Annotated in this window: 12 protein-coding genes; 2 read left to right on the top strand and 10 right to left on the bottom strand. The window is 37.3% G+C overall.

Features of this window, described 5'->3' with window-relative positions:
• Window positions 1-213: 213 nt before the first annotated feature.
• The 10 genes from ACMGGO_RS01330 to ACMGGO_RS01285 form a co-directional block, all read right to left on the bottom strand.
• Window positions 214-1,128 (bottom strand): DUF1002 domain-containing protein, encoded by a 915-nt coding sequence (locus tag ACMGGO_RS01330; protein WP_048394252.1) that lies wholly within the window; start codon window positions 1,126-1,128, stop codon window positions 214-216.
• 158 nt (window positions 1,129-1,286) lie between these two features.
• Window positions 1,287-2,144 (bottom strand): S1 RNA-binding domain-containing protein, encoded by an 858-nt coding sequence (locus tag ACMGGO_RS01325; RefSeq protein ID WP_048394250.1) that lies wholly within the window; start codon window positions 2,142-2,144, stop codon window positions 1,287-1,289.
• Between the two features lie 29 nt (window positions 2,145-2,173).
• Window positions 2,174-2,593, bottom strand: coding sequence for a transcriptional regulator MntR (gene mntR / locus ACMGGO_RS01320; protein WP_004231993.1), 420 nt, complete (start codon window positions 2,591-2,593; stop codon window positions 2,174-2,176).
• Between the two features lie 122 nt (window positions 2,594-2,715).
• Window positions 2,716-3,012: a late competence development ComFB family protein gene (locus ACMGGO_RS01315; protein ID WP_369700627.1), complete on the bottom strand. Its 297-nt coding sequence runs from the start codon at window positions 3,010-3,012 to the stop codon at window positions 2,716-2,718.
• Between the two features lie 170 nt (window positions 3,013-3,182).
• On the bottom strand, window positions 3,183-5,306 hold the full coding sequence (locus ACMGGO_RS01310) for a heavy metal translocating P-type ATPase (RefSeq protein ID WP_420281523.1): 2,124 nt from the start codon (window positions 5,304-5,306) through the stop codon (window positions 3,183-3,185).
• A complete protein-coding gene (locus tag ACMGGO_RS01305; protein WP_048394243.1) occupies window positions 5,287-5,658 on the bottom strand; it encodes an ArsR/SmtB family transcription factor in 372 nt (123 codons plus the stop codon). Before ACMGGO_RS01305 ends, ACMGGO_RS01310 begins: the two co-directional genes overlap by 20 nt.
• Window positions 5,659-5,799: 141 nt before the next feature.
• Window positions 5,800-8,169: a penicillin acylase family protein gene (locus tag ACMGGO_RS01300; protein WP_328013025.1), complete on the bottom strand. Its 2,370-nt coding sequence runs from the start codon at window positions 8,167-8,169 to the stop codon at window positions 5,800-5,802.
• Between the two features lie 457 nt (window positions 8,170-8,626).
• Entirely contained in the window at window positions 8,627-9,382 is a 756-nt protein-coding gene (locus ACMGGO_RS01295) for an exodeoxyribonuclease III (RefSeq protein WP_048394240.1), read from the bottom strand.
• 52 nt (window positions 9,383-9,434) lie between these two features.
• Window positions 9,435-10,349 (bottom strand): UDP-N-acetylmuramate dehydrogenase, encoded by a 915-nt coding sequence (murB, locus tag ACMGGO_RS01290; RefSeq protein WP_115674564.1) that lies wholly within the window; start codon window positions 10,347-10,349, stop codon window positions 9,435-9,437.
• 219 nt (window positions 10,350-10,568) lie between these two features.
• Window positions 10,569-10,874, bottom strand: a complete 306-nt coding sequence (locus ACMGGO_RS01285) for a winged helix-turn-helix transcriptional regulator (RefSeq protein ID WP_004231981.1) — start codon at window positions 10,872-10,874, stop codon at window positions 10,569-10,571.
• Between the two features lie 359 nt (window positions 10,875-11,233).
• Here ACMGGO_RS01285 and ACMGGO_RS01280 point away from each other — a divergent pair, with 359 nt between their 5' ends.
• Both ACMGGO_RS01280 and ACMGGO_RS01275 read left to right on the top strand, forming a co-directional pair.
• Complete coding sequence (locus ACMGGO_RS01280; protein ID WP_048394236.1) at window positions 11,234-11,761, top strand: YceI family protein; 528 nt, start codon at window positions 11,234-11,236, stop codon at window positions 11,759-11,761.
• Between the two features lie 34 nt (window positions 11,762-11,795).
• Window positions 11,796-12,161, top strand: coding sequence for a DUF2500 domain-containing protein (locus ACMGGO_RS01275; protein ID WP_066038021.1), 366 nt, complete (start codon window positions 11,796-11,798; stop codon window positions 12,159-12,161).
• Window positions 12,162-12,168 lie beyond the last annotated feature (7 nt).

Here is a 12,168-nt window from a genome sequence, read left to right as displayed (position 1 = left end):
TTTATTCATAGTACCATAGCTTTTTATATTTTCACAAAATTTGTGTACGCTTCTTTTATCAAATCAGCGAAGCTATGTCCAGATATTCGGTTAGCTTTCCTATGTCGAAAACATCACACTTCAAAATCTTTCACTTGTTGCATCAAAAAAATCTGTACACCTTCTCTAGCAAAGTGAGAAGGTATAACAGATTCCTTTCTATCAACTATAAATTTAGTTAAACCATGAAGAAATAGTATCTTTTAAATTAGCAAAAAAGCTTTTTACGCTTTCCCAGAAACCTTTATCTTCCATAAGTGAGCCGAATTTTTCTTGGATTGTATTACTGATATCATTTAATTGATCAGACCATTTACTAAAATCAATGTCCAACTTGCTTATTTTATCCATTAGATCCACTAGCAATTGACGGTCCTTTTCACTTAAATTAATTTCAAGCTTACTTAATTGCTCTTCTACAATTTTCTCCACATCTTCACGTGTTGCTGGCTTTAGCTCTGCAATTTGCTTTTTAATTTCTGTCAGTAATTCCGCAACCTTTGCATCGTCTACCCCTGCAGATTCTGCAATGGATGTTGCTACTGATAATTCTTCGTTTGCTACATCTGTACGATCAATATCCAGTGTTTCCCCTGTAGTGACCTCATATGCCTTGTAAATACCTACTAATGCTGAATGCCCTGTAACGGCTTTCGGTGCAGCTACTTGTACGGATGCATCCTGAATTCCTGCTGTTAACATCGCATTTGCGTACATCTCTGAAGTTACCTGCGTTATATTTGATGGTGTGACAATTTGTATTACTAGACCCTCTCCTGCTTCTCTGCGTGTAATCTTTGCAGAAGAGTACATACGTGAGCTTGAATTACTATCTTTAATGTATTTTACTAGATCCTCACCAGACACAGTAATTTCTTCAATTTCAGGTTCTTCGCTTACTTTTAATGATTTTTTTACAGACTCTTTTTCAGCCTCAGATAAATTTGCTCCATACACGACGATCGGTACGCCTAGTTTTTCATCAATTGCTTTTGGAGGCGTATTGTCAGATGCAAATCCTGTTGCTGGTGCCATCACTCCAAATACTAACATAGTAGCAGTTAGTATTTTAATCCATGTTTTTTTCAAATCGTGTGACCCCTTTCGCTAAAACTTCATAATTAGCAAGTATAATGTATGCCACTATACAATAATTAGTACGAAAAAAAGACGAGAAGGTTTCAAGGATGTCTCTCGTCACTTTTCCTGTTGTAAATGTTTTGCTAGCTAGTCAAACAAACCATCCTTTAAATTTCTTCAGTCCAACCGTCTTGTTGTTTCACTTTACCAGCTTTCATTAACGTTCCTAAGGCACGTTTAAATGCCCCTTTACTCATATTAAACATTTCTTGAATCTCTTCAGGAGACGATTTATCACCAAATGGCATTTTACCGCCCACATCCTGTATATACTTTAATATTTGTTGCGCATCATTTGAAAGACGCTCATGTTTTCTTGGTAAAAGTGAGCCATTCATGGAACCATCGTCTTTTACATCAATAATACGTACAACTACATCTTGTCCTAATCGAGGCTCATTATTTCGCTCAGACTCATGCACAAAAATACGGTAAGGAACCTCTACACCTAGCAAAAATGTCCCGATCGGTAACAAACGATATGGGCGTGCTTGGATATTCTTATTGTGCATATCTTCAAATGCACCTTCATATAGCTCCGAAATTTTTTCCTCTGTGGCTAAACGACCAAATAAATCACCGTTACGATCTGTACGTAGTGTCATAAATAAATGATCGCCTGGTTCTGGCCATACCTCTTTTAATGCAGGTAAATCTTCTGCTCTTACTAATACTTCACGAGATGTACCAATATCCACAAAAGCACCTTCACGTTCCACTACTTTCAAGACACGTGCCCAGCCATATTCACCTTGTGTAAAAGCTGGAATAGCCGTTGTTGCAGCCAAATCTCCACGACGGTCTGCAAATAAAAATACTTCAAGGCGGTCACCTACTGTTAGTGGCTCTGTTACCTCTGAAGCATTTAAAGGTAGTTCTTCAACTCCATTTGTTAAAATCCATTTTGATGCTTGTTGCTCTAATACCGTTAATGTAACGACTTCACCTGATTTTAATGCGTTCATATTGTCTCCCTTTCCTTCACACCATCATTTTAAAGATTGTGCTGTGTCTTAGATGCCTCTAATTTTTTCACGATGTCTGGATTTTCTTCCATTACTTGCACAAGATCTGCAATACGATCGATTGAATTCCAACTTAAATGATGTTCAATTCCCTCTACATCATCATAAATACGTTCTTCATCCACACCAATCATTCGTAAAAACTGCTCGAGCAATTCATGACGCTGCACAAGACGCTTTCCGAGCTTATCCCCTTTAGGCGTCAATGTCAGTCCACGGTACTTTTCATAAACTAAATAACCATCTTTATCTAATTTTTGAACCATTTTTGTAACAGAAGAAGGAAGAACAGATAATGCTTCAGCAATGTCAGACACTCTCGCATATCCCTTGTTGGCAATTAATAAATATATTTGTTCGATATGGTCCTCCATACTAGGTGTTGGCATATCCTTTTCCCTCTCTTTCCTTTTCTTACTCTCTAGTTTACTACAAGCTTGGCTTAAAAGTTAACTGAAAATACATTGCCTAGAAAAACACTTCCTATACAACTTAAATAGAGCCTCTTCTATTAAGAAGTAGGCTCTATTTTGTGTCGAGGATACTTATTTACCACATGTAACGCATGAATAATCTCTTTATTAATACGCTCAATGTTTCCAGGAGTATTCATTTCTTTAAATGCCTCATCTCTAGCTTCCATAGATGTAACATACTTACTTGGCAATGCATTTAGTGTAAGTGCCACCGTGTCTAATTCACAGATTTCGCATTTACAAAATGTTTGATATTCTGGTCCTCGTAGTAAAAAGCTTACTAAACCACGCACAATTTCTTCTGTAACATTTACTAAAATAGGATCTGACATATTCAAACTTTCGCCTCATTTATATTTAATTGTTACATTACTCCTGAAACTATAATAGCCTTAAAAAAAGTCTTTTTCAAGAATCACAAGTAGCATCTATTCACATAAAATCCCTTGTGTCAAAGCAAGATTAATTTCCTACCTTTTCAGATTGTTCTACACCTTACTTACTACTTTTTTGCTCTAATTAGTCTTAATGAATTAAACACAACTAATAGTGTCGCACCCATATCGGCAAAAATTGCTATCCATAATGTTAACCAACCAGGTATGACAAGTAGCAATGCAATTAATTTTAAAACTAGGGCAAATATAATATTCTCTTTAATGATACGTAATGTTTTTCTGCTCAATCCAATAGTGTAAGGAAGCTTTGTTAAATCATCACCCATTAAGGCAATATCTGCTGTCTCAAGAGCTGCATCTGTTCCTGCTCCACCCATGGCAATTCCTACATTTGCAGTGGCCAATGCTGGTGCATCGTTTACACCATCTCCAACCATTGCTACAGCACCAAATTGTTTACGTAAATCCTTAATCGCCTTTAATTTTTCTTCTGGTAACAAGCCAGCGCGCACATCTGTCATCTTTAATGAAGTAGCAATGGCTTGCGCAGTAGGCTCTGCATCGCCTGTTAACATCACCATATGCTTTACTTTTAAGGCATTTAATTTGTTCAATACATCCTTGCTTTCATGACGTAATTGATCAGCAATTGCAACCAGTCCAATAAGTTGATTATTCGAAACAGCTGCTACTACTGTTTTACCCTGTTCTTGCAGATTCTTAACCTGACTTTCTATGTTTTGATCTACAGAAGTTAATGAAGTAGCCCATTTCATGCTACCTACATAAATAATCTGATTATCAACGGTAGCATAGGCACCTTTTCCTGTTACTGATTGGAAATTTGTTGGTATTAGCTCAGATAATTTTTTATCGTGTAATCTATTTAAAATTGCTTTAGCTAAAGGGTGCTGTGACTGTTTTTCTACCGCTGCCACTAGTTGTAACACATAGTCCTCTGACCAGTTTTCAGTCGTTACGATATCTGTTACTGCTGGCTGCCCCTTCGTTAATGTTCCTGTTTTGTCAAAGGCAACAGCTTCAATATGTCCTAGCTGCTCTAAATGAACACCACCTTTGATCAGTACACCTTGCCTTGCTGCATTACCAATGGCTGTAACAATGGCGACGGGCGTAGAGACGACCAGTGCGCAAGGACATCCTACTACTAAAACAGCTAGCCCTTGGTAAATCCAATGCTGCCAATCACCTACTATTAAAGGTGGAATTACAGCTACTAAAAAAGCAATAACCATAATCGCTGGTGTATAATACTTTGCAAAGCGATCTACAAATTGCTGAGAAGGTGCCTTTTCTGCTTGTGCTTCTTCCACTAGATGAATTATTTTAGCGATAGTAGTATCTTCTACACGCTTTGTCACACGTACTTCAAGAGCACCCTCTTCATTTAAAGTCCCAGCAAATACTTCATCATTTACTGTTTTATTTACGGGAATCGACTCACCTGTAATAGCTGCCTGATTGACTGCAGACAACCCACTAATGACTATGCCATCCATCGCAATCTTTTGCCCAGGCTTTACAATCAAAATATCTCCTATTTCTATATCCTCAGTAGGTAACTCAACCTCATGGTAGTGTTCACCGTGGGCTCTTTTGATAATCGCTGTTGGTGGAGCAATATCCATTAGTTGACGAATAGATTGACGTGCCTTATCCATTGAATACGCTTCAAGTGCCTCACTCACAGCAAATAAAAATACGACAACTGCCGCTTCTTCCCATTCACCGATAATAGCAGCTCCAATGATGGCGATTGTCATAAGCGTCTTCATATCAAATTCAAAGCGAACTAAATTACGGAAGCCTATTTTAAAAATACCCACTCCACCCACAAGGATAGCTATAATGAACATGGAAATCGGTAGCGGGCTCGATTCCCCATTCATACCCGCAAATAGATAACCTAGAATGACAAAAAGCAATGAAATTCCTACTAAAACGTTTTCCTTTTTACGATAAAAAGGTGTAGTATTTTCAAGTGCTTTTGCTGCCGATTGTGTAACCTTAATGCCATCAAAGGCACCTGCTTCTTCAATTTGGTCTACACTAATAGCACCGATTACTGTAATTTTAGAAGCACCAAAATTCACTTGTGCATCCTGTACTTCTGGTATAGCCTTTACGTTTTTCTCAAACTTTGCAGCACAACTAGCGCAAGATAAATTTTGCAATCTGTATTCTTGTTTAATTGGTGTCGTTGCCATTCGCAATCCCCTCTTTCGCATGTTCGTAGGCAATTGTTACAATTTGATATACATGCTCATCCGCTAAAGAGTAATACATTTGCTTACCTTTGCGGTGTGATCTCGCTAAATTATTATCTTTCAAATATCGTAAATGATGGGATGCTGTAGCAACTGAAGAACCAATAATAGTTGCAACATCACAAACACATAGTTCATCTTCCACCGTTAAAGCATAGGCAATTTTAAGTCTAGTTTCATCAGCTAACGCTTTTAAAAATTTGGCTACACCTGATAAATCAGGCATTTGTTGTTTCACCTTTGTGACTGCCTCTTCATGTACATGCGTCACCTCACATATTTCTTTCGGCATTTTTCTCACCTCATTCAAATATTCGTTTGATTGTATTCAATGTAACATATTATTCCATCATATTCAAACGAATATTTGAATGTTAGGATGTATATCCTTAAATAAAAAAGTTAGCGCACTTTCTGTACGCTAACTCTTTTATTACTTCGCTATTAATTGTAATGTTTTCCCTTTTATCTCTTCCTGTTTAATAAATGTTTGATGGTAATCACCATTTGCCCAATCCAGCACCTGATCTTGATACCAATCAGATTTTACATGACCACTTTGACCAGGACCAACAATATGATAGGCTGAGCTTAAATCACCTACATCCACCACAAAACGCCAAGATGCACCGTGATCTACATTACCAGCTAAATCATTATCTGCTGCTTGTACGGTAACTTTTGATCCACCAATAGGAACCTTTTTAGCATTAAAATAGGCTGCAAGAATAGGCGATGCACTTCCTAGTGTATGGTCAAAAGTAAGCTGATGGTAATCACCCCATTGCCATTTCGAGGAATTTTTTCCGAATTGATCTTCTAATTGTGCAATTGTTAGCTCAAATGCCTTGTATATGGTTTCATCAATGCCACCCTGCTCCTCAATCCAAATGCTTTTCTCTCCTGAATAGGCTGTACGTAAGAGCTGGTCTGTAATATTAAACTTCCCATACATGATGCCATACATATCTTCAGGCATTTGATCTTTAAACAAAACTTCCTGTAGCTTAATCATTAATGTATGGAACACAAGTGGTGCACCTGATTCCTTTGCGTCTACCATATCCCACTTCTCTAGCATGGCTATAATCTCGGCATACTTCCCATCCTGATCTTTTTCTTTTAAAGATGTTAATAAATCAGGCAGAAATTCTCTTGCATAGAGGTTGTGCTGATCCATTTGCAAAGCCATCATATCTTCTACTGTAATCGCATCATTTGCCTCTAACACTTCTTTAATTCTTTCGAAACGATAAGGTTGCGCCCAGAAATCAGTTATGTGATAAGGGTAGTCCTCTCCTATTACTTGGTTATTTGCCGTTGCAATAAAACCTTCTTTTGGATTTACCAGAGTTGGTAATTCATCCCATGGGATAAAGCCCTCCCAGCCATATTCACTCGAATCACCTGGAACTGGTAATTGGCCCTCACCTTGCTTACGAATAGGTATTTGACCATTAGCTTTATAGGCAATCGTACCGTCTTTTGATGCAAATACAAAATTTTGTGCTGGCGCTTTAAAGTCTTCTAATGCTTTTTCGAAATCACCCCAAGTTTTTGCCTTATTAAAACCAAGCACTGCTCTTAGTTCAGCTGTCGGTTGTAGTGCTGTCCACTGCATCGAAAATTGTGCGGTTGGCTCTGTATCTTTAAAAGCTAAATCTGTCATTATAGGGCCGTGACGTGTAACAACGACTTCAAAATCTACCGTTTCTCCATCTTTTACCTTAATTGATTCGTCGCGCACCTCTGCTTGTTCCCACTTTCCATCGTATCGAAATTGTGTTGGATTATCTGGATTTGGTATTTCAATATATAAATCCTGTACATCTGGACCCACATTGGTTACCCCCCAAGCAATTTCATCATTATGGCCTAAAATAATACCTGGAATCCCTGCAAAGATAACGCCACTAACGTTTTGCTGTGGTGATTGCAGATGCATTTGATACCAAATAGAAGGGGTGCTTAACCCTAAATGTGGGTCATCTGCTAAAATAGGCGTTCCTGATTTCGTTTTATCACCTGAAACTACCCAGTTATTACTTCCGTTAAATTCGTTTGGTAGCATTTCCGCACTGAATTGCCCAGCTACTGCTACAGGATTTTGGATATTGGCCTCGATAATCGCTGAAGCATTTTCTGGGTATTTAATAAATAATTCTTTTGCCTTTTCTTCATCAAAATTCTGTAGTGCCCAATGACGAAAAGCTAACGTATTCCAATTTCCACCCAGATCATAGGCCATATATTTTCCAATGGTTAAGGAATCAACAACTGTCCACTCCTCAGGTTCATAGCCTAACAAAGCGAATTCATAGCTTAGTGTATTGCTTTCCTTTGCCTGTGCAATAAAAGCATTTACTCCTTCGGCATACCATTCAAGTACTTGTTTGCTTTCGTCATCATAGGCAGCTAATGATTTCTCTGCAGCATCTCGTAAGCTAAATGTACGGAAATGTTTGTCAGTATTAATCGTTGCTTCTCCAATAATTTCAGATAGTCGACCACTTGCCTGCCTACGTGCTAAGTCCATTTGAAATAGTCTATCCTGTGCTTGGACATAACCTTGCGCACGATACAAATCCGCATCTGTTTTGGCAAAAATATGCGGAACCCCTTTTTCATCTCTCGTAACTGTCACATCCTGATCCAGAATAGTAACAGCTAATTCACCATCAATCACCGGCTTAGATTTATTCATAAACCATGTAAATCCAATGAAAGCCACAAGAGCCAAAGCAGTTATTATCCCAGCTATGACAATTAGCCACTTTTTCCAATTAAACTTTCTCTTCCCCACTGCATAACCCCCTTTTTGCACTATATTCCCGTACTACCTTCCCAAACCCGCTTTGTAACGCAAAATTTTTTAGCGAAATTTCTTATTTTATGTATATAAAATTGTCTCTAAATACAAAATTTTATATTTATCCGCTATTAGAATAGTATAATCAATAGGAATTATGAAGGCTACTGAGTAATGTTAAAAATTCGTATGTTCATAGAGGTATAATGATTCTATAGAGTATATTTTCTTTTATCTTCTCTCGTGGAGCGGACTTATATGGTGGAAGCGGATTCCCACATGATTGGAGCGTTCTTCCCTACTTTAGGGCGGGTTCCCATGTGATTGTAGCGTCTACTCCTCACTTTGAAGGTACCCCCTGGCATTGCTAAATCTCACATTTTTAAAAGTCACCTTATTAAGTTACAAATACAAAAAATCGTATTTCCATTTAGAAAATACGATTTAAGTACTAGCATTGTAATTGCAATTCAATTGGACAATGATCACTGCCCATAATGTGTGGGTGAATTGTTGCGCTTTCAATTTGTTCCTTCAATTGATTGGATACAACAAAATAATCGATACGCCAACCAATATTACGTTCACGCACTTTATTCATATAGGACCACCATGTGTAGTGGTCAGTTTCCTCGGGATGCTTGTATCTAAAAGAATCTACAAAACCGCTTTCCAATAACGCTGAAAATTTTGCTCTCTCTTCATATGTAAAGCCCGAATTTCCAATATTAGATTTTGCATTTTTTAAATCAATTTCCGTGTGTGCAACATTTAGATCACCACAATAAACCACTGGCTTCTGACTATTTAGTTCTTGTAAATAGCTAGCTAAACGATCCTCCCATTGTAAACGTAATGGTAACCGCGCTAAATCACGCTGTGCATTTGGAGTATAAACATTTACTAAATAGAAATTCTTATATTCTAATGTTATAATTCTGCCTTCATCCTGAGAATCTTCGGCGCCCACCCCATACTTAACAGACAATGGCGTGTGTTTCGTGAAAATTGCTGTTCCAGAATACCCTTTTTTCTGCGCGTAATTCCAATACTGCTCATAACCTTCGATAGAGAGCTCAACTTGTCCAGCCTGACATTTTGTTTCTTGGATACAAAAGAAATCTGCATCTATTTGATGAAAGAACTCTAAAAAGCCTTTACCTAGACATGCTCGTATCCCATTAACATTCCATGATATAAATTTCATTTTATCCACACTCCTAAAAAAACGCCCTTCGGCTTATGCGAAGGGCATCCTATTATAGATCGTCACCAACAATTTTGACTTCCGTCTCTAATTCAATGCCAAATTTTTCTTTCACTACACGTTGAACCATTTGGATTGTCTTAATATAGTCTGAAGCAGTAGCATTTCCTTTGTTGACAATAAATCCTGCATGCTTGGTAGAGACTTCAGCATCACCAACACCTTTACCTTGTAGGCCACTATCTTGAATAAGTTTTCCAGCAAAATGACCAGGTGGGCGTTTAAATACACTTCCAGCAGATGGATATTCTAAAGGCTGTTTTGATTCACGTTGGAAGGTTAAATCAGCAATCTTCGCATCAATTTCCTCCTGTACGCCAACTGCTAATTGAAATTCAGAGGACAGCACATAATAACCCTTTTTGGCAATAATGCTTTGTCGGTATCCTAGCTCAAGGTCTTCTTTACCTAATATTAAAATGTCCCCTTCTTTTGTTAACACCTTCGATGAAACAATAATATCTTTAATCTCACCGCCATAGGCACCTGCGTTCATAGCCATTGCTCCGCCAATTGATCCAGGAATACCACATGCAAATTCAAAACCTGTTAAGGATGCTTGCGCTGATAGCTTTGATACATCTTTGATCAGTGCACCACTTTGAGCATATACATGCTCACCAGTAATACGAATCTCATCTAAGCGTGAAAATGTTACAACGATTCCTCTATGACCGCCATCTCGAACAACCATATTAGATCCGTTACCTAACATTAATAAAGGAATATTATTTATATATGCATAGCGAATAACGGATGCCGCCTCTTCTTCTGTTTCAGGAAGAACAAAAACATCTGCTTTGCCACCTAATTTTGTCATTGTGTATTGTTGTAATGATTCATTTAACTTAATATTGGCAGGATTAATACTTTTTGCTAAATCCATCGCCCATTGTTCTTTTGTCATGAGAGCTAATTCCTTTCTAACGTCCTTCTTACTCTACACCAGTATGGATTTACAACCCCAATTTGACAAGTAAAATGAAGGGTATTTTTATCTCATATTAAAAGACAGGTAAGACCTGTGCAGAGATGATGAATATTATAAAGAAAATTGACAGTCATTCCAAGTGTCGTTTTTAGGACACTATTTCATTGTATTATCTAGTAAAATAATCCATTCACCCTAGAGCCAACTACTTGCCCATGTTTCGATATTGCGGATAGCACCTTCAAGTGCCTGACCTTTATCTGTTAATGAATACTCAACGCGTACCGGTACTTCTGAATATACTTTACGTTCAACAAGCCCCTCTTTTTCAAGCTCCTTTAAACGTTCTGATAATAAACGTCCACTGACAGGTAGTGCAGATTCGATTTCATTAAAGCGCTGTGGTCCATCTAGTAATTGATATAATATTAACCCTGTCCATCGTTTTCCGATTAAATCCATTGCTTTAGCTAAACGAGGACACAAAGTTGTCTCATTCATAATTTTTCACCTCTATGTAACTATTGTAACGATTAATGCACTAAATGTAAATTTGAAGTAACTTATTTACGTAAAATAATCTATTAACTTTTATATATTTAATTACAAATAGTAACTCACAATTTCAATGTTGGACATATCTAACAAGGGAACATAAAATGTCTTAGACTAAACGCTATCTTAATAAAATGCACATATTTCCAATAATATGCCTATTCGATTTTAAATATGTTCTGTTTCATGTTCACAGATTACACTTTTATAGAGGGAAATACTTCCACATTTATAAAAAACTCATTGAATATGCGATTTGTTTACTTTATCATTCGTTGTAGAATGCTGTTTTAGGAGGTTTTCAAATGAAAAAATATGCTATTGATTTCAGTCATTCAACGATCGGGTTTTCCGTAAGACATATGATGATTTCTCGTATTCATGGTACGTTTGAATCGTACAGCGGTGAAATAGTTACATCCAATATCGAACAAATGCAGGATGCAAACATTTCTATCACGATTACAGTGGCTAGTGTCTCCACCAAGAATCATGATCGTGATGTCCACCTTGTGTCTCCTGACTTTTTTGATGCAGACGTCTATCCAAAAATAGTATTTACCTCTACATATATTGATAAACTTGATGATAAAAATTTTGCTATTCATGGTGATTTAACCATCAAAAACATAACAAGACCTATCGTATTTACAACAGTATATACAGGAAAAGGTGTGAATCCATGGGCACAAGAAGTTTTTGGCTTCCAAGCTAAAGCCCAAATTGATCGTCGTGATTTTAATCTAGTCTACAATACCTTTTTAGAAACAGGTGGTGTATTGATTAGCGATGAAATAGACGTGATAGTAGATCTTGAATTAAATCCTCTTTAAGTATTGTTTCTACCTTAAAGAAAGGGAGGAATTTATGTTTTGGTTTGATAATGATTTTTTATTTGGCTCTGCTTTTATTACCATCATCTTCTTTATTGTTTTTGGGAGCATAGCCTTTATGATTGTAAACGGTATTATCACTTGGTCTAAAAACAACCGTTCACCAATATTAACGGTACCCGCTAAGGTTGTGACAAAGCGTACGAATATACGTGGGGGATCTAACAATTCTGGGGCATCTACGTCCTACTACGTTACGTTTGAAGAGCAAAACGGAGAACGGCATGAACTAAAGATGAATGGCTACGATTATGGTCAGCTTGTAGAAGGTGATCTTGGCATTTTAACCTATCAAGGTACACGGTATCATTCATTCAACAGACATAAAAAAGGAGAGTAGCGATTAT

The sequence above is a fragment of the Lysinibacillus sp. BNK-21 genome, assembly GCF_048684915.1.
GTDB lineage: Bacteria > Bacillota > Bacilli > Bacillales_A > Planococcaceae > Lysinibacillus > Lysinibacillus capsici.
The sequence above is the reverse complement of the archived record's forward strand: the minus strand, read 5'-3'. Positions and strand labels throughout refer to the sequence as shown.

Coding starts and splice junctions, on each gene's coding strand:
- ACMGGO_RS01325 (WP_048394250.1), bottom strand. CDS start 2,144: ATGAACGCATTAAAATCAGGTGAAGTCGTTACATTAACGGTATTAGAG.
- mntR (WP_004231993.1), bottom strand. CDS start 2,593: ATGCCAACACCTAGTATGGAGGACCATATCGAACAAATATATTTATTA.
- ACMGGO_RS01315 (WP_369700627.1), bottom strand. CDS start 3,012: ATGTCAGATCCTATTTTAGTAAATGTTACAGAAGAAATTGTGCGTGGT.
- ACMGGO_RS01310 (WP_420281523.1), bottom strand. CDS start 5,306: ATGGCAACGACACCAATTAAACAAGAATACAGATTGCAAAATTTATCT.
- ACMGGO_RS01305 (WP_048394243.1), bottom strand. CDS start 5,658: ATGCCGAAAGAAATATGTGAGGTGACGCATGTACATGAAGAGGCAGTC.
- ACMGGO_RS01295 (WP_048394240.1), bottom strand. CDS start 9,382: ATGAAATTTATATCATGGAATGTTAATGGGATACGAGCATGTCTAGGT.
- murB (WP_115674564.1), bottom strand. CDS start 10,349: ATGACAAAAGAACAATGGGCGATGGATTTAGCAAAAAGTATTAATCCT.
- ACMGGO_RS01285 (WP_004231981.1), bottom strand. CDS start 10,874: ATGAATGAGACAACTTTGTGTCCTCGTTTAGCTAAAGCAATGGATTTA.
- ACMGGO_RS01280 (WP_048394236.1), top strand. CDS start 11,234: ATGAAAAAATATGCTATTGATTTCAGTCATTCAACGATCGGGTTTTCC.
- ACMGGO_RS01275 (WP_066038021.1), top strand. CDS start 11,796: ATGTTTTGGTTTGATAATGATTTTTTATTTGGCTCTGCTTTTATTACC.